This window comes from Micromonospora sp. CA-249363 (genome assembly GCF_050950185.1).
Classification (GTDB): Bacteria; Actinomycetota; Actinomycetes; order Mycobacteriales; family Micromonosporaceae; genus Micromonospora.
This window is the reverse complement of sequence record NZ_CP192020.1, coordinates 1696366-1713074: the sequence shown is the minus strand read 5'-3', so window position 1 is coordinate 1713074 and position 16709 is coordinate 1696366. Positions and strand designations below refer to the sequence as shown.

Sequence of the window (16709 nt, the reverse complement as noted above, 5' to 3'; positions counted from 1 at the left end):
CCTGCCATCCTGCCGGTTGGCCGGCCCGCCGTGCGCCGTACCCTCGCAGGAGTGAGCATGTCGCCCTCCCCGTCCGCCGATCGGCCAGGGGTTCCGGCCCGCCCGGCGTACGCCGAACGGCTGGACCTGCCCTGGTGGCTGTGGCTGACCAGCCTGGTGGCCGCCGGGCTGCTGGCGGTCGAGATCTGGATGGGTGGTTCCGGCGCCCGGGCCTGGGTGCCGTTCGCGGTGCTGCTGCCGGTGACCGCCGTCGGGCTGTGGTGGCTGGGCCGGATCCGGGTGGCGGTCGTCGACGGTGAGCTGCAGGTGGACGACGCCCGGCTGCCGGCACGCTTCGTGGCCGACGTGATCCCGTTGGACGCCTCCGGCCGTCGTGAGGTGCTGGGCGTCGGCGCGGACCCGCTCGCCTTCGTGGTGCAGCGGCCGTGGATCGGCGGCGCCGTGCAGGTGGTGCTCGACGATCCGGCCGACCCGACCCCGTTCTGGGTGGTGAGCAGCAGGCGTCCGGTCGAGTTGGCCGAGGCGCTGCTGGCCGCGCGGGACGCCGCCAAGCCCGCCGACGCCAGGCCCGTCGACGCCAGGCCCGTCGACGCCAGGCCCGCCGACGCGAGGCCCGCCGACTCCACGGCCGGCGAGCCGGGCTGACCGCCGCCCCCGGGGCCGCTCAGGTGCCCGTGGGCGGGCCGGGCAGGGCCGGCGGTGGCGCCGGGCGGGCGATGCCGCGACGGCGCAGGTCCGCCTGGAGCTGGTCGGCCATCTGACGGGTGGCCCGACGGTTCAGGAAGCTGGCCACCGCCGCGCCCGTGAGGAACGGCCCGAGGGTGGTGAGGTTGCGCCCGAAGCGGCGCAGCAGCATGTCCCGCATCTCCTTGCGGGCGGCCGTGCCGAGCACCGCGCCGACGCCCACGCCGGGCACCATCGGGTTGACCCCGCGCTGGGTGGCCCAGGAGTGCACCAGAGCCACCGCCCGCTGGCTGCCGGCGCCGGGCAGCGACACGCCGTGGATCTCGTGCAGCTCACCGATCAGTTTCAGCTCCACCGCCACGACGGCGACGGTCTCGGCGGCGAGCAGCACGGGCGCGGAGAGCAGCGTGGGCGCCACCGTCCACTCGACGGCGGCGACTCCGCCGCCGGCCGCGCCGATCCCGGCCGTGGTGCGCGAGGCGTTGCGGATCAGTCGCTCGGCCAGGGCGGCGTCGTCCAGACCGGGAAAGTGTTGACGCAGGGTGGCCAGGTCCCGTACCGGCACGTGCGGTGCGATCTCGGCTACCGTGTCGACCATCCAGCGCACGGCGGCACGGGGCTTGAACAGGTCGGAGATGCCCCGGCTGCGGGCCTGGGACACCATTCGCGTGAGCAGTTGGCGTCGCCGGGCCGGCGCGATGTCGTCCTCGGTCAACGCCGCGACGGTGGCGCCGAGGTCGTCCGCGCCGCCGTCGGTGGTGTCGCCTCGATCGCTCATGGGTGGAACCTCCCGGTGCTGTGGCTACCCGCTACGAGTCAAACAGGTACCCACTGGCGTCGCACGCCTACACCGGTAGCGGCGGCCCCGATCAGGAGGCCGCCGCCGGTGTCGTGCGTGTCAGACGCACTCTCGGCAGATCAGCTCGCCGTTGCGCTCGACCGCCAGCTGGCTGCGATGGTGGACCAGGAAGCAGCGGGCACACCGGAACTCGTCCTGCTGCATCGGTAGCACCTTGACAGTGAGCTCCTCGTCGGCCAGGTCGGCACCGGGCAGCTCGAAGCTCTCGGCGACCTCGGCCTCGTCGACGTCCACCGCGCCCGACTGTGAGTCGACGCGTCGGGCCTTGAGCTCTTCCAGGCTGTCCTCGCCGAGGTCGACCTCGTCGCGACGCGGGGCGTCGTAGTCGGTGGCCATCGGATGTCACTCTCCCATATCGATGTTGTCGCTTCCGGTTGTAACGCCGGACGACGCTGTTTCGGTTCCGCTGGCCGGCAACCACTTGTGTCGGGCACCCGACCCGCGGGACCGTACGGGTCGGGACCGCTGGGGCCACTCCCCTGCGAGCGCGGAACCTTACCCCCCCTTGGGCGAGGCATGTATACCGCCCTTGCGGCTGAGATGTACGCCCCCGCACGCGAAGTTGTTCCCAATGTGATTCAGGCGACACGAAGATAGGGGTAGTAGTACCCGGTTCACGGTCGGCGCGCCGGCATGTCGGACTGTTTCCACGCGACGGCCGGACAACCGTTAACCTCAGCGGCGTATTCGACGGCCGGCGGTCTGTGCGATCGTTGGCGGCCGCCGCCACCCACCTGATGTCCCGGGAGCGCCCAGATGAGTTTTGCGCGAGTGCGAGCACTCGTCGTCGTCGGCCTGCTGGGGGTCCTGGCGCTGGCGTTCGTGATCACCGCGATCGTCCGCGACAGCCAGGGCGAGGCCGGCGCGGCGGGCGGCTGCCCGGACGGCTGGCCACTGGCCGACGTCACCCTGCACGAACCCAAGGACGTCAAGATCAACGTCTTGAACGCCACCGACGAGCCGGGCCGGGCGGGCGCCGTCGCCGACGACTTCCGCAACCGCAAGTTCCAGGTCAAGAAGGTCGGCAACGCGCCCAAGGGCATCGACGACGTCGCCGTGCTGAAGTTCGGTCCCAAGGGTGTCAGCTCCGCCCACCTGCTCAAGGCGTACTTCCTGAACAACGCCGAGCCGGTCTACGACGAGAAGCGCACCGACGACACCGTGGACGTGGTGCTGGGCAACGGCTTCCAGCAGCTGGCCACCACCACCGAGGTCAACCAGTCCCTCGGTGACCTGGGCCCGCCGGTCGCGCCGGCCGGCTCCTGCCCGTCCCCCGCCGCCAAGAAGTGACGGCCTGACCGGCGGCGCCCGACGGACCTCAGGGGCCGCCGGAGGCATCCAGGGCGGCCAGCCGGTCGTGCAGCCCGGCGAAGAGGGCCGGCGGGGCCGCGATGACCAGGTCCGGGCCGGCCGGGCGACCGGCCAGGCCGGCGACCCGGGCGCCCGCCTCGGTAGCGACCAGGCCACCGGCGGCCTGGTCCCAGGCCGACAACCCCTTCTCGAAGTACGCGTCGAGCCGCCCCTCCGCGACCATGCAGAGGTCCAGCGCGGCGGCGCCGAGGCGGCGGATGTCGCGCACCGAGGCGATCAGCCCGGCCACCACCGACGCCTGGTGCGCCCGACGGCCGGCGTCGTAGCCGAAACCGGTCCCGACCAGCGCCTGCCCCAGGTCGGTCTCGCCCGAGCAGCGCAGCCGGACGCCGTCGCGCCACGCCCCGCCACCGGCCGTGGCGGTCCACTCCTCACCGGTGTGCACGTTGCGCACCACGCCGGCGACAACCGTCCCGTCCACCTCGGCGGCCAGCGACACCGCGCTGTACGGCAACCCGTAGAGGTAGTTCACGGTGCCGTCGATCGGGTCCACGATCCACCGCACCCCGCCCGGCGTCACCGGACCGGTCTCCGTCGTGCCGTACTCCTCGCCGAGGACCGCGTCGCCGGGTCGCAGCCGGCGCAGCGCGTCGAGGACCTGACGCTCGACGGCCCGGTCGGCGGCCGTGACCACGTCGGTGACCGTACTCTTGGTCGCCGCCACCGAGACGCCCTCGACCCGCATCCGGTACGCGGTCGCCGCGGCGTCCCGCGCCACCTCGATCGCGATCGCCAACAGTTCCCGCGGTGGCGGTGCCGAACGGTCCATTCCAGGGTCCCCTTCCGGCACGACCAAGGCGTTCCGGGCCGTGCGCGAGTATCATCCTTACAAAGTCCACATCTGCGCCGAATCGGCGGTCCCGCCGCCGTTACGCCGTGCGGCGCAGGATGATCGCCGCAGACGGCGTTACAATTCACCCCTGCCCACGCGCCACGGACCGCCGAGACACCGGCCGGCCCGGGACACGGGGGTCCCTCAACCACATCGCCCGGCCCGGTTGACCCACGCCGTGCCGGACGACCCGGCCGTGCCCGCTCTTCGCCTCCGGAAGGTCATTCGTGACAGAACCCCGCCAGCCCGGCGCCGACGTTCGCTCGCTCACCGACACCCTGATCGCCCACGCGCAGAGCGCTGGCGGCCAGCTCACGTCGGCCCAGCTCGCGCGCACCGTCGAGACCGCCGAGGTGACTCCGGCCCAGGCCAAGAAGATCCTGCGGGCGCTCTCCGAGGCGGGAGTGACCGTGGTGGTGGACGGCTCGGCGAGCACCCGCCGCCGGGTCGCCGCGGCTCGCTCGACGACCCCCGCGTCCCGAGCCACCACCGCCAAGACGACCAAGAAGGCCGCCGCGCCCGCCCCGAAGCAGGCACCCGCCTCCGACGAGGCGCCGGCGACGCCCGCCCCGCGCAAGGTGGCCGCCCGCAAGGCCGCCGGCAGCACCGCCGGAGTCGCCGCCGCCGCGGCCACCCCGGCCAAGGCGACCAAGTCCACCCGCGCGACCAAGGCCACCGTGGCCGCGGCGGCCGGCGCGAAGCCGGTCAAGGCCGCCGGCAAGGCCAAGGGCGAGGGGGCCGAGGGCGCCGAGGGCGAGATCGACCCGGAGGAGCTCGCCGCCACCATCGAGGACGTGGTGGTCGAGGAGCCGGCCGAGCTGACCCAGGCCGCCGAGACCGACGCCGCCGCGTCGGCCACCGACAACGACTTCGAGTGGGACGACGAGGAGTCCGAGGCGCTCAAGCAGGCCCGGCGTGACGCCGAGCTGACCGCCTCCGCCGACTCCGTCCGGGCGTACCTGAAGCAGATCGGCAAGGTCCCGCTGCTCAACGCCGAGCAGGAGGTGGAGCTGGCCAAGCGGATCGAGGCCGGGCTCTACGCCGCCGAGCAGCTGCGTGCGGCCGACGAGGGCGAGGAGAAGCTCGCCCGGGAGATGGTCCGCGACCTGGGCTGGATCTCCCGGGACGGCGAGCGCGCCAAGAACCACCTGCTCGAGGCGAACCTCCGTCTGGTCGTGTCCCTGGCCAAGCGGTACACGGGGCGCGGGATGGCCTTCCTCGACCTCATCCAGGAGGGCAACCTCGGTCTCATCCGGGCGGTCGAGAAGTTCGACTACACCAAGGGCTACAAGTTCTCCACGTACGCCACCTGGTGGATCCGGCAGGCCATCACCCGCGCCATGGCCGACCAGGCCCGCACCATCCGTATCCCGGTGCACATGGTCGAGGTCATCAACAAGCTCGGCCGCATACAGCGTGAGCTGCTCCAGGACCTGGGCCGCGAGCCCACCCCGGAGGAGCTGGCCAAGGAGATGGACATCACACCCGAGAAGGTGCTGGAGATCCAGCAGTACGCTCGGGAGCCCATCTCGCTGGACCAGACCATCGGCGACGAGGGCGACAGCCAGCTCGGTGACTTCATCGAGGATTCCGAGGCCGTGGTGGCCGTCGACGCCGTCTCGTTCTCGCTCCTGCAGGACCAGCTCCAGCAGGTGCTGCAGACGCTGTCCGAGCGGGAGGCGGGCGTCGTGCGGCTGCGCTTCGGCCTGACCGACGGTCAGCCGCGGACGCTGGACGAGATCGGCCAGGTCTACGGGGTGACCCGGGAGCGGATCCGCCAGATCGAGTCCAAGACGATGTCCAAGCTGCGACACCCGTCGCGGTCGCAGGTTCTCCGGGATTACCTGGACTGAGCCTGTTTCGTCAACCGAACGTGTCGTTTTGACCACCTGGCGTGCAACGCCAGATGGTGATCGTCCGGATGCACGAATGTGATCGTTGACGTGGCACCCTGGGTTCACGGCACACTGTCCCTGCCATGTGTGACCTCGGTCCCCCGCGGGCACACAGGGAAGGCAAGGCCCAGCACGGGTGTTGCACGATAGGTGAGCAACGACCGAAGAGATTGTTCATCGGTGACGACCAGAGGAGGAAGGCGATGACCCCGACCCTCACGCCGCCGCCCGAGACGGTGGCGCCCCCAGCCGCCGATGAACGGTGCGACCGCTGCAATGCTGCCGGCAAGCTCCGGATCACTCTCTCGGGTGGGAGCGAGTTGGTGTTCTGTGGGCACCATGCGAACAAGTACGCGGAGGATCTCGTGAAGATCACCGTTCGGTTCGCGACGGACCCCGAGTTCAGCTGGCGTGGCGCCGATCTGATGGCGAACTAAGTCCGCAAACCGACATAGCCGACCGGAGGTACCCCAGGGGTGCCTCCGGTCGGCTTTTTCCTGCGCCCAGATCGCCAAGATCCACGCAACTTCACGGATGTTGCTGCTTCAGACGCGCCGGAGGCAGCAACATCCCCGAAGTTGTGCAGACCTTCAGCACTTGCGCCCCGTGCTGGGGGTGGTGGGGCTAGAGGGTCTGCACCGTGGCGATGCGTTCCTCGAGCTGCTCGATCGTGGCCTGGGCGCTCGGCGGCCCGCCGCAGAGCCGGCGCAGCTCGGCGTGGATCTTGCCGTGCGGCTGGCCGGTGCGGTGGTGTCGGGCGGCCACCAGAGCGTTGAGTTGGCGTCGGAGCGCCACACGGCGCTGGGCGGCACTCATGGGTGCCGGCGGCGCCGCTGTGGGCGCAGCGGCCGGCTGAGCGGCCCGCTCGGCCGTCCGGCGGCGCTGGGCGGCCAGTTGATCCGCCTGCCGCTTGGTCAGCAGCAGGGACACCTGGTCGGCGGTGAGCAGACCGGGCAGGCCCAGGTACTCCTCCTCCTCGGGCGTACCGGCCTGGGCGGCGGTCCCGAACGACGCGCCGTCGAAGATCACCTGGTCCAGTTCGGCGGTGGCCGAGAGCGCGGCGAACCGCTTCTCCAACTCCCCGCTGGCCTGGTCGTCGCGCTGGGCGCGTTCCAGCAGGTCGTCGTCGAGGCCGTCGGACTCCTTGGGTTTGCCCAGGACGTGGTCCCGCTCGTTCTCCATCTCGCTGGCCAGCCCGAGCAGGTGCGGCACGCTGGGCAGGAAGACCGAGGCGGTCTCGCCGGGGCGGCGGGCCCGCACGAACCGGCCGATCGCCTGGGCGAAGTAGAGCGGCGTGCTGGCGCTGGTGGCGTAGACGCCGACGGCGAGCCGGGGGATGTCCACGCCCTCGGACACCATCCGCACCGCGACCAGCCACCGCTGATCGGACGCCGCGAACGTCGCGATCCGCGCGGACGCGCCCTGGTCGTCGGAGAGGACCACCGCGGCCTTCTCGCCGGTCACCTGTTCGATCAGCTTGGCGTACGAGCGGGCGGTCTGCTGGTCGGTGGCGATGATCAGGCCACCGGCGTCGGGCATCCCCGCGTTGCGCAGGACGGTGAGCCGGGCGTCGGCGGCGCGGAGCACCTGCGGCATCCAGTCCCCCGCCGGGTCCAGGGCGGTACGCCACGCCTGCGCCACCAGATCCTGGGTCATCGGCTCGCCGAGGCGGGCCGCCAACTCGTCCCCGGCGTTGGTGCGCCAGCGGGTCTCCCCCGAGTACGCGAGGAAGAGCACCGGCCGGACGACCCCGTCGCGGAGCGCGTCGGCGTAGCCGTACACCGAGTCGGCGCGGGAGCGCAGCAGGCCGTCACCGCCCCGCTCGTAGTCGACGAACGGGATCGGGTTGTCGTCGGAGCGGAAGGGCGTACCGGTCAGCATCAGCCGGCGTACGGCCGGCTCGAAGGCGGCCTTGACCCCGTCGCCCCAGGTACGGGAGTCGCCGGCGTGGTGGATCTCGTCGAGGATGACCAGGGTGCGACGGGTCATCGTGCGTCGCCGGTGCACCTGCGGGGCCATGCCGACCTGGGCGTAGGTGATCACCGCGCCGTGGAAGTCGGCGGCGGAGTGCACGTCGGCGTTGCGGAACGCGGCGTCGAGCTGGATGCCCACCCGGGCCGCCGCCTCGGCCCACTGGGTCTTCAGGTGCTCGGTCGGGGCCACCACGGTGACCGCCTCGACGGTCCCGTCGGCGAGCAGCTCGGCGGCGATGCGCAGAGCGAAGGTGGTCTTGCCGGCGCCCGGGGTGGCGACCGCGGTGAAGTCCTCGGTACGCCGGCGCAGGTACTCCACCAGGGCCTTGCGCTGCCAGGCGCGCAGTGCCGGGAACGTCTCGAGCACCGGCGTCCGGGCTGCCACGCGAAGCTCCTCTCCGACCGCACGAGGGCGGACACCGGGCGAGGGCCACGAGTACCGCCGCCCATGAAAACGCCTCCGCGCAGAAGCTGCCGCGAAGGCCGACTCAGCATAACCAGCGCGCGCCGGCAGGCCCAGGCGACGCCACGCTGGTCACATCCGTGACGCCAGCGACACCGGCCTCACCAGGGGTCGCCGGTGCGCGGTGGCCGCATCGTCGCCACCGGCGCGGACCAGCGGCGGCGCAGCGCGACCAGGCGCAACCCGAACACCCCGACGGCGGCCGCGGTGAGCGGCCCCGGGCCGGTCTGGCCGGTCAGGTACAGCAGCGCCACCACCACCGAGCCGGCCAGCGCGGCCACCGCGTAGATCTCCCGGCGCAGCACCACCGGGATCTCCGCGGTGAGCAGGTCCCGGCCGAGCCCGCCGCCGATCGCGGTCAGCATGCCGATCAGGCAGGCGCCGACGGCCGGCACCCGGGCGTCGAGCGCCTTGAGCGTGCCGGTCACGGTGAACAACGCGAGGCCCGCCGCGTCGAGCACCAGCACGGTGGTACGCAGCCGGGCGAGTTGCGGATGCAGCCAGAACACGGCGACCGCGGCGACCGCGGCGGTCGTGGCGTACCGCCAGTCGGCGAAGGCCAGCGGCGGCACCTCGTCGATGACCAGGTCGCGGAAGATGCCCCCGCCGAGAGCGGCCACGAAGCCGACGAACGCGACACCGAAGAGGTCGAGCCGTTTGGCCACCGCGGCCGAGGCGCCGGAGGCGGCGAACACCGCGACACCGGTCAGGTCGGCGAGGAGCAGGGCGGTGGAGGTGGTCACCGCCGCAGGCTACGTCGCCGGCAGCAGCACCGGCCGGGGTTCACTCGCGGTACGAGTCGTAGATCTCCTTGCACTTGGGGCAGACCGGGGAGCCGGGCTTGGCCGCCTTGGTGACCGGGAAGGTCTCCCCGCAGAGCGCGACGACGAATGTGCCCATGACGGCACTCTCGGCGATCTTCTCCTTGCGGACGTAGTGGAACATTTCCGGACCGGTGTCGGCGTCCTTCAGCTCCGGACGCTCGAGAACCTCTGTGCTCACGTCTGCACCTCCAACCGACAAGTTTGGCAGGTCATCACGGCCGGGTCCACTTGAGGCCGGTCGGGATCGGACCCCGTACGGTGCCCGTGTGACTGACTTTCGCATCACCTACGGCACCGAGGTCGCCGCAGCCCTGCGCGACGGCCGACCCGTCGTCGCCCTGGAGAGCACCATCGTCTCGCACGGCCTGCCCCGCCCGCAGAACCTGCGGGTGGCACGGGAGATCGAGCAGGCGGTCCGGGACGCCGGGGCCGTGCCGGCCACGATCGGCATGATCCGTGGCGAACTGGTGGTCGGTCTGGACGACGAGCAGCTCACCCGACTGGCCACCGTCGATGGCGTGACGAAGCTCTCAGTGCGTGACCTGGCCGTGGCGGCGGCGACCGGCGCGGACGGCGCCACCACCGTGGCCGCGACCAGCGCGGTGGCCGCAGCTGCCGGAATCGGGGTCTTCGCGACCGGCGGGCTGGGCGGGGTGCACCGGGAGGCGGAGCACACCTTCGACGAGTCGGCCGACCTCGTCACCCTGGCCCAGACGCCGATCACGGTGGTCTGCGCCGGAGTCAAGTCGATCCTCGACGTGGGCGCGACGTTGGAGCGCCTGGAGACCCTCGGGGTCGCCGTGCTCGGCTACCGCACCCGACGGTTCCCCGGCTTCTACCTCACCGACGCCGGCTTCGACCTGGACTGGTCGGTGGACTCGCCCGAGCAGGTCGCCGCCGTGCTGGCCGCCCGGGACGAGCACGCCGTGCACACCGGTGCCCTCCTCGTCGCCAACCCGCTGCCGGTCGACGAACAGCTCGACCCGGAGCTGCACGACCGGACCCTCGCCGACGGCCTGGCCCTGCTGGAGCGGGACGGGGTGACCGGCAAGGCCGTCACGCCGTACCTGCTGGCGCACTTCCACTCGGCCACCGAGGGCGCGAGCCTCACGGTGAACATCCGGATCATCCTGCGCAACGCCGACCTGGCCGCGCGCATCGCGGTCGCCGCGGTCGCCCGCGCCTCCGCCGTCCCCGCATGACCCCTGGGACCCGCGTCGTCGTCGTCGGAGACGTGATCACCGACGTGGTCGCGGTGCTCACCGGGCCGCTCGCTGCCGGTACGGACACCGCTGCCGAGATCAGCCTCGGCGGCGGCGGGCAGGCGGCCAACACCGCCGCCTGGGTGGCCGCCCAGGGGTTCGCCGTCACGCTCGTCGGCGCGGTCGGCGACGACGACGCGGGGCGCGACCGGGTGGCCGAGTTGATTCGTGCGGGCGTGGACTGCGCCGTCGAGCGGGTGCCGGGCGTACCCACCGGCACCGTGGTCGTGCTGACCTCCGACGGCGAGCGGACCATGGTCACGTCGCGGGGCGCGAACCTGCGGTTGAGCGCCGAGCACGTCGAGAAGGCCATCGCGGCGGCGCCCGACGCGGGGCATCTGCACCTGTCCGCGTACACCCTGTTGGACGCCGCGTCGCGCGCAGCGGGGCTGCGGGCGCTGGCCGCCGCCCGCGAGCGCGGGCTCACCACCAGCGTCGACGCGGCCTCCGCGGCGCCGCTGCGGCGTGTCGGCGCGCGGACCTTCCTGGGTTGGGTACGCGATGTCGACCTGCTCCTGGTCAATGCGGACGAGGCCACGGTGCTGGCCGGCGGGCTGGACCCGGCGGCGCAGGGGCGGGCGTTGTCGGCGACGGCCCGGCGGGTGGTGGTCAAACGGGGAGCGGCGGGCGCGGTGTGGGTCGAGGGCCGCACCGCCGCGGTGAGCGTGGCGGCGGCCCGGCGGGTGGCGGTGGTGGACGTCACCGGAGCCGGGGACGCCTTCGCGGCCGGCCTGCTGACCGCCTGGCTCGGCGGTGCGACCGCGACCGGGGCGCTGGACCGCGCGACCGAGCTGGGGGCGCTGGCCGTCTCCAGCGTCGGCGCCCGACCACCGGCCTGAGGCGTCGGAGCCCTGGCCCGCGGGGCGGGTCAGGGCTCGGCGTCGATGATCTTGTGGGGTCTCTCGTCAGCGGTGAGGCTCATCGGCGCGGCCTCGTCCCGCCGTCGGGGGTGGAACCGGTTGGCCAGCCGGTGCTCCTCCTTGGGCGGCCGGTCGTTGGCCAGCAGCACGGCCAGCCACGGGATGAGCACCATGCCGAGGGCGCACAGCGGCAACCAGAGCCAGAGCAGGGGCGCCTTCGCGCCGACCAGGATCGCTCCGGCGACGATGCAGGCCACCCGGATGCCCATCATGAGGACATAGCGGCGCTGACGGCTCGTGAGCTGATCGTGCTGGCTGCGTGAGGCATCGGTGATCAGAATCGGCTCGTACGCCTGACGCTTCACCATGGACCTCCTCGAGGGGATTACGCCCCATCCTGTCACCACGGAGCCGTGATCAGCGAAAATCGACTCATCCCGGTACGTGTTACGCACGTGGTACGCTGCGCGACGTGGGCAGCAGGTTCAGCTTCACCGACGAGGCGTTGGCCAACCTGAGGGTCTACGACGTCACGCCCGGGGAAGTCTGGGAGGCGCTGCACAGCGCGCGACGGGTCATCCGCCACCTGGGCGACGACGTGATGGTGGTCTACGCCACCGCCCGGCGGGGCCGCCGACTGGCGGTGCTGCTCGCCGAGGCCGATGGCACCGACAACGACTGGGACATCCTCTCCGCCCGCGAGCTGAGCGACGTCGAGTCCAAGCGCTACGACGAGGCCGTGCGGAGAGATCGCCGATGAGGGGAGCCGTGACGATGCACCGCAACGACGCGACGAAGCAGTTCCACAGCGGCGACGACCGGCTCGCCGAGCTGATCGACGAGAGCCCCGCGGTGGACCTGCCGACACCCGACACCGACGTGCCGATGGTGAGCCGGTCGGTCCGGCTGCCCCTGGACACCTACGAGCGGGTCCGCGCCGCCGCCGACGCCCGGGGCATCGGGGTCACCACACTCATGCGGCAGTGGATCGAGGCCGGCCTCGCCGACCTCGACGACTCGGCCACCGTCTCGCTGGCCGACGTCCGACGCGCGCTGGCGTCCCTGGCGCACCCCACCGCCGCCTGAGCGTCAGCCCTTCTCGGTCCTCGCCGCCGCCTTCATCTGCTGCTTGTACTCCCGCACCCGGCGCAGCGAGTCGGCGTCGGTGACGTCCGCCACCGACCGGTACGCGCCGGGGTCGCCGTACCCGCCGGCCGCCGTCCGCCAGTCCTGTGGGGTCACCCCGAACCGCTTGCCGAGCAGCGCCACGAAGATCTGCGCCTTCTGCCTGCCGAAGCCGGGCAGGTCGGCGACCCTGCGCAGCAGCTCCGGTCCGTCGGCGACGTCCGACCACAGCAGCGCCGCGTCGCCGTCGTAGCGCTCCACCAGCACCCGGCAGACCTCCTGCACCCGGGTCGCCATCGCCTTCGGAAAGCGGTGCAGAGCGGGCGGGGTGGCGAAGAGCGCGACCAGAGCGTCCGGGTCGTAGCCGGCCAGCTCCGCCGCGTCCGGGTCGTGACCGAGCCGCTGCGCCAGCACGTACGGCGAGGAGAAAGCCTTCTCCATCGAGACTTGTTGATCAAGGACCATGCCGACCAGCAGGGCCAGCGGGCTGCGCTCCAGCAGACGGTTGGCCTCGGGGTCGATGGGGAGCACGAGCGTCATGGCCACCATCCTGCCCGGCGCACCGACCCGGCCGGACACCGACGCTCCGACGTCTGTCGGCGGGTGCCGCCGACCCGGGACCCGACGCGGGGCAGGATGGCGACGTGGACGAACACGACATGCTGCTCTCCCCCGCCGGCGTCGACGCGCTGCGGACCGCGCTGACCCGGGCCGGATTCACCAGCAACGGCATCGCCGAACGGCTCGGCCCGCAGGCCACCGCCTCGGTCGCGCGCAACGACTACCGGGCCGCGCTGCGCGGTACCGAGGACCGCGATCCGCTCGCCACGCTGATCCGGCTGTTCATCTGTGACCAGACCGAGCCGGAGGCCGCCGTCGCCGCCGCGCTGGCCCCGCTGGAGCTCGCCGAGGCGCTGGCCGGAGGGATCGTCGAGCGGTACGACGAGGGCCTGCGCGCCGGCGTCGACCTGGAGCCGTACGGCGACGACTGGTGGGTGCTCGCCGACGTGCCGGCCTCGGCCCGGCCCGGTCGACCGCTGCACGCCGAACACGTACTCGGCATCGGCGGCGCCACCCACACCCTCATCGGGGCGACCGTACGCCGGCCGGTCGGCGCCGCGCTCGACCTGGGCACCGGCTCCGGCGTCCAGGCCCTGCACCTGGCCACCCACGCCGACACGGTGACCGCCACGGACCTCTCCGAGCGGGCCCTGCGCTTCGCGGCGACGAACGCCGCCCTCAACGGCCAGGACTGGGAGCTGCTGCGCGGTGACATGGTCGCGCCGGTAGCCGGGCGTCGGTTCGACCTGGTGGTGAGCAACCCGCCGTTCGTGGTGGGCCCGGGAACCACCACCCACGTCTACCGCGACTCGGGTCGGGTGGGCGACGCCATCGCCGCCGAACTGGCCGCCGCCGCCCCCGGCCTGCTCACCGAGGGCGGCACCATGCAGTACCTCGCGAACTGGGTGCACGTCGCCGGCGAGGAGTGGGACGAGCGGGTGGCCGGCTGGTTCGCCGGTACCGGCCTGGACGCCTGGGTGATCCAGCGCGAGGTCGCCGACCCGATGGCGTACGTCGACCTGTGGCTCACCGACGTCGGTGAGGGCGCCGACCCGCAGCGGGCGGCCGTCTGGCTGGACTGGTTCGACCAGCACAAGATCGAGGCGATCGGCTTCGGGATCGTGTCGCTGCGCCGCGGCGGCCACGCCGACCCGGTGGTCCGCGTGGAGGACCTGCGCCAGCGGGTCCAGCCACCGCTCGGTGACCAGATCGGCGCGTGGTTCGACCGCCAGGACTTCCTGCGGGTACGCGACACCGAGGCGTTGCTCGCCGAACGCTACCGGGCCGCCGACGGTCTCCAGCTCCGCCAGGAGGCCACCATGGGCGACGAGGGCTGGGCGGTCGACCGGCAGGTTCTCGCGATGCCGCACGGCCTGCGCTGGACCGAGGAGATCGACCCGTTGGTGCTGGCGCTCGTCGGCGGCGCGGACGGTCGGCTACCGCTTCGCGACCAACTTGCCCTGCTCGCGGCGGCCCACGACGTCGAACCCGACGAGATGGCCGAGGCCGCCGGTCCGATCGTCGCGCACCTGGTCGAGCGCGGCTTCATCGAGCCGGTGACCCCGTGACGCCGCGGTTCCGTGCGGTGCCGACGGCGGCCCTCATGCCGGCGCTGACGCCAACGAGGGCTCTCATGCCGGCGGCGGCGCTGGTGCTCGTGTCGGCGGGGGTGCGCTGATGCGGGCGGTGGTGCAGACGGTCGGGCGGGCCCGCGTGACGGTGGACGACGAGGTGGTCGGCGCGATCGAGAACGGTCTGCTGGTGCTGCTCGGCGTGACGCACACCGACACCGCCGAGACCGCCGGAACGATGGCCCGCAAGGTGCACGAGCTGCGCATCCTGGACGACGAGCGGTCCGCCGCCGACGTCGGGGCGCCGATCCTGGTGGTCAGCCAGTTCACCCTCTACGGCGACGCCCGCAAGGGACGCCGTCCGAGTTGGACGGCAGCGGCCTCCGCCGAGGTGGCCGAACCCCTGGTGACAGCGGTGGTGCAAGCGCTGCGCCACCGTGGCGCGAAGGTGGAGACCGGCCGCTTCCGCACCCACATGCTCGTAGAGAGCACCAACGTAGGCCCAACAACAATCCTCCTAGACCTCTAACCCCCCTCCCCTCCCCTCCCACCCCTCGAGAAGTCGATCAAGAGGTTCGCGTCAAATTCCGCACGGTTCCTGACGCGAACCTCTTGATCACCGGGGCCGGGCGGCCGGGTCGGGCCGGGTCAGGCCGGGTCAGGCCGGGTCGGGCCGGGTCGGGCCGGGTCGGGCCGGGTCAGGCCGGGCCGGGTCAGGGCGGGCGGGCCGGGTCGGGCGGCAAGCGGTCTGGTGACAGTTTTTTGTGGCGATCCTGCGGGATTGCTGTCGGGTCCGCGATCAGCTCACTCCCGTTTCACGTCCTGCCCGCCAAGCTGTGTTTCACACCGGCACTACTGGGCCGGAGACACGGCACAGACGTGGATACGGGGAGACAGAGATGGTCCTGCAGATGACGGAACACCGCACGCGACCGGCCACCGGCACCGAGACCGACGCCCTCACCGACCTGGACGCTACCGACGAGCGCGGCATCTCCACCGACCTCGTCCGGGCGTACCTCAACGGCATCGGCCGGACGAAGCTGCTGACGGCCGCGCAGGAGGTCGAGCTGGCTCGGCGGGTCGAGGCCGGACTGTTCGCCGAGGAGAAGCTCGCCACCTGCACTCCGGTCTCGGAGGAGCTGCGGTCCGACCTGGAGCTCATCGTCGTCGAGGGTCGCGCCGCCAAGGACCACCTGCTGGAGGCGAACCTGCGGCTGGTGGTCAGCATCGCCAAGCGCTACACCGGACGCGGGATGGCCTTCCTCGACCTCATCCAGGAGGGCAACCTCGGTCTCATCCGGGCGGTCGAGAAGTTCGACTACGCCAAGGGCTACAAGTTCTCCACGTACGCCACCTGGTGGATCCGGCAGGCCATCACCCGCGCCATGGCCGACCAGGCCCGCACCATCCGTATCCCGGTGCACATGGTCGAGCAGGTCAACCGGATGGTCCGGGCCCGCCGCGAGCTGGCGGTGACGCTGGGCCGCGAGCCCACCGTCGCCGAGGTCGCCCGGGCCCTGGAGATCCCCGAGTTCCAGGTCATCGAGCTCATCTCGTACGACCGGGAGCCGGTCAGCCTGGACCAGGCCGTCGGCGACGACGGGGAGAGCGCGCTCGGCGACTTCGTGGCCGCGGTGGACCCCCGTACCTCCCCGGGCGAGGGGGCCGCGCAGGGCGAGCTGCGCAACGAGGTGAGCATCGTGCTGGCCACGCTGTCGCAGCGGGAGCAGGCGGTCATCCGGCTCCGGTTCGGGCTGGACGACGGCCGGCAGCGCACGCTGGACGAGGTCGGCCGCGAGTTCGGGCTGTCCCGTGAGCGCATCCGGCAGATCGAGAAGGTGACGCTGCTGAAGCTGCGGGCGCCGGAGCGGGCGCAGCGGCTGGAGGCGTACGCCTGCTGACGCTCCCGAAACTGTGGAAGGCCCTGGCGGTTCGCCGGGGCCTTTCCCGTTGCCGGAGTGGTTGACTGGAACCACCCGACGAGAGGGCGCCCGTGAACTGGACGTTGGAAGTCGTGATCGTGCCCGTGTCGGATGTGGACCGGGCGAAGCGGTTCTACGCCGACCAGCTCGGCTTCACGGTCGACCACGACACCGTGATCAGCGACGACGCGCGGATCGTGCAACTGACCCCACCCGGCTCCGGCTGCTCGATCGTGATCGGCAGGGGTGTCGTCCCGGAGATGCCGCCGGGCTCGCTCAGGGGCCTGCAACTGGTGGTGCCCGACCTGAAGCGTGCCCACTCCGAGCTGGTCGAGCGGGGGGTGGAGGTCAGCGAGATCCAGGTGGTGGGCGTCAATCCCCGACCGGTGCCCGATCCGCTGGACAATGTCGGCTTCGTCTTCTTCGCCGACCCGGACGGCAACACCTGGGGCGTGCAGCAGATCTCCAGCCGCGCCTGACCGGCGCGCGCCCGCACAGCCGGGG

General features: G+C 72.3%; 20 protein-coding genes. 12 read left to right on the top strand and 8 right to left on the bottom strand.

Going from position 1 to position 16709, the window contains the following annotated elements:
• Positions 1 to 51 precede the first annotated feature (51 nt).
• Complete coding sequence (locus tag ACQPZK_RS07975; protein ID WP_433537665.1) at positions 52 to 645, top strand: DUF3093 domain-containing protein; 594 nt, start codon at positions 52 to 54, stop codon at positions 643 to 645.
• A gap of 19 nt (positions 646 to 664) precedes the next feature.
• Here the strand turns inward: ACQPZK_RS07975 and ACQPZK_RS07970 are convergent, their stop codons facing one another.
• Together ACQPZK_RS07970 and ACQPZK_RS07965 are read right to left on the bottom strand one after the other, a co-directional pair.
• Entirely contained in the window at positions 665 to 1462 is a 798-nt protein-coding gene (locus ACQPZK_RS07970; RefSeq protein WP_433537664.1) for a hypothetical protein, read from the bottom strand.
• 120 nt (positions 1463 to 1582) lie between these two features.
• A complete protein-coding gene (locus ACQPZK_RS07965; protein ID WP_007075406.1) occupies positions 1583 to 1879 on the bottom strand; it encodes a DUF4193 domain-containing protein in 297 nt (98 codons plus the stop codon).
• 435 nt (positions 1880 to 2314) lie between these two features.
• On the opposite strand from ACQPZK_RS07965, the gene ACQPZK_RS07960 reads away from it, so the two are divergent.
• Positions 2315 to 2833, top strand: a complete 519-nt coding sequence (locus ACQPZK_RS07960; RefSeq protein ID WP_433539141.1) for a LytR C-terminal domain-containing protein — start codon at positions 2315 to 2317, stop codon at positions 2831 to 2833.
• A gap of 28 nt (positions 2834 to 2861) precedes the next feature.
• On the opposite strand, the gene ACQPZK_RS07955 is transcribed toward ACQPZK_RS07960, so the two are convergent.
• The gene (locus ACQPZK_RS07955) at positions 2862 to 3683 is read right to left on the bottom strand and encodes an inositol monophosphatase family protein (RefSeq protein WP_433537663.1); all 822 of its coding nucleotides are present in this window, start codon (positions 3681 to 3683) and stop codon (positions 2862 to 2864) included.
• A gap of 290 nt (positions 3684 to 3973) precedes the next feature.
• On the opposite strand from ACQPZK_RS07955, the gene ACQPZK_RS07950 reads away from it, so the two are divergent.
• Together ACQPZK_RS07950 and ACQPZK_RS07945 are read left to right on the top strand one after the other, a co-directional pair.
• Positions 3974 to 5599, top strand: a complete 1626-nt coding sequence (locus ACQPZK_RS07950; RefSeq protein WP_433537662.1) for an RNA polymerase sigma factor — start codon at positions 3974 to 3976, stop codon at positions 5597 to 5599.
• 245 nt (positions 5600 to 5844) lie between these two features.
• Complete coding sequence (locus ACQPZK_RS07945; RefSeq protein WP_355234582.1) at positions 5845 to 6078, top strand: DUF7455 domain-containing protein; 234 nt, start codon at positions 5845 to 5847, stop codon at positions 6076 to 6078.
• A 187-nt stretch (positions 6079 to 6265) separates the two neighbouring features.
• Here ACQPZK_RS07945 and ACQPZK_RS07940 read toward each other — a convergent pair whose 3' ends face one another.
• The 3 genes from ACQPZK_RS07940 to ACQPZK_RS07930 all read right to left on the bottom strand — a co-directional run bounded on the left by ACQPZK_RS07940 (position 6266) and on the right by ACQPZK_RS07930 (position 9079).
• Entirely contained in the window at positions 6266 to 7999 is a 1734-nt protein-coding gene (locus ACQPZK_RS07940; protein ID WP_433537661.1) for a DEAD/DEAH box helicase, read from the bottom strand.
• Positions 8000 to 8178: 179 nt separating this feature from the next.
• Positions 8179 to 8820 (bottom strand): trimeric intracellular cation channel family protein, encoded by a 642-nt coding sequence (locus ACQPZK_RS07935; protein ID WP_433537660.1) that lies wholly within the window; start codon positions 8818 to 8820, stop codon positions 8179 to 8181.
• Positions 8821 to 8860: 40 nt separating this feature from the next.
• On the bottom strand, positions 8861 to 9079 hold the full coding sequence (locus tag ACQPZK_RS07930; protein ID WP_007456912.1) for a DUF3039 domain-containing protein: 219 nt from the start codon (positions 9077 to 9079) through the stop codon (positions 8861 to 8863).
• Between the two features lie 88 nt (positions 9080 to 9167).
• Between ACQPZK_RS07930 and ACQPZK_RS07925 the strand changes: the two genes are divergently transcribed.
• Positions 9168 to 10103: a pseudouridine-5'-phosphate glycosidase gene (locus ACQPZK_RS07925; protein ID WP_433537659.1), complete on the top strand. Its 936-nt coding sequence runs from the start codon at positions 9168 to 9170 to the stop codon at positions 10101 to 10103.
• Positions 10100 to 11002: a carbohydrate kinase family protein gene (locus ACQPZK_RS07920; protein ID WP_433537658.1), complete on the top strand. Its 903-nt coding sequence runs from the start codon at positions 10100 to 10102 to the stop codon at positions 11000 to 11002. Before ACQPZK_RS07925 ends, ACQPZK_RS07920 begins: the two co-directional genes overlap by 4 nt.
• Before the next feature lie 29 nt (positions 11003 to 11031).
• Here ACQPZK_RS07920 and ACQPZK_RS07915 read toward each other — a convergent pair whose 3' ends face one another.
• On the bottom strand, positions 11032 to 11391 hold the full coding sequence (locus ACQPZK_RS07915) for a DUF3099 domain-containing protein (protein WP_433537657.1): 360 nt from the start codon (positions 11389 to 11391) through the stop codon (positions 11032 to 11034).
• 104 nt (positions 11392 to 11495) lie between these two features.
• On the opposite strand from ACQPZK_RS07915, the gene ACQPZK_RS07910 reads away from it, so the two are divergent.
• Together ACQPZK_RS07910 and ACQPZK_RS07905 are read left to right on the top strand one after the other, a co-directional pair.
• On the top strand, positions 11496 to 11783 hold the full coding sequence (locus ACQPZK_RS07910; RefSeq protein ID WP_433537656.1) for a hypothetical protein: 288 nt from the start codon (positions 11496 to 11498) through the stop codon (positions 11781 to 11783).
• Positions 11780 to 12109, top strand: a complete 330-nt coding sequence (locus tag ACQPZK_RS07905) for a hypothetical protein (RefSeq protein WP_422738941.1) — start codon at positions 11780 to 11782, stop codon at positions 12107 to 12109. The genes ACQPZK_RS07910 and ACQPZK_RS07905 overlap by 4 nt, the downstream gene beginning before the upstream one ends.
• Positions 12110 to 12112: 3 nt before the next feature.
• Here the strand turns inward: ACQPZK_RS07905 and ACQPZK_RS07900 are convergent, their stop codons facing one another.
• Entirely contained in the window at positions 12113 to 12697 is a 585-nt protein-coding gene (locus tag ACQPZK_RS07900) for an HhH-GPD-type base excision DNA repair protein (RefSeq protein ID WP_433539140.1), read from the bottom strand.
• Between the two features lie 95 nt (positions 12698 to 12792).
• On the opposite strand from ACQPZK_RS07900, the gene ACQPZK_RS07895 reads away from it, so the two are divergent.
• The 4 genes from ACQPZK_RS07895 (at position 12793) to ACQPZK_RS07880 (ending at position 16684) form a co-directional block, all read left to right on the top strand.
• Positions 12793 to 14277: a DUF7059 domain-containing protein gene (locus ACQPZK_RS07895; RefSeq protein WP_433537655.1), complete on the top strand. Its 1485-nt coding sequence runs from the start codon at positions 12793 to 12795 to the stop codon at positions 14275 to 14277.
• Between the two features lie 109 nt (positions 14278 to 14386).
• Positions 14387 to 14809 (top strand): D-aminoacyl-tRNA deacylase, encoded by a 423-nt coding sequence (gene dtd / locus ACQPZK_RS07890; protein WP_433537654.1) that lies wholly within the window; start codon positions 14387 to 14389, stop codon positions 14807 to 14809.
• A gap of 370 nt (positions 14810 to 15179) precedes the next feature.
• Complete coding sequence (sigB, locus tag ACQPZK_RS07885; RefSeq protein WP_433537653.1) at positions 15180 to 16184, top strand: RNA polymerase sigma factor SigB; 1005 nt, start codon at positions 15180 to 15182, stop codon at positions 16182 to 16184.
• A gap of 92 nt (positions 16185 to 16276) precedes the next feature.
• On the top strand, positions 16277 to 16684 hold the full coding sequence (locus ACQPZK_RS07880) for a VOC family protein (protein ID WP_433537652.1): 408 nt from the start codon (positions 16277 to 16279) through the stop codon (positions 16682 to 16684).
• The last annotated feature ends 25 nt before the right edge of the window (positions 16685 to 16709 follow it).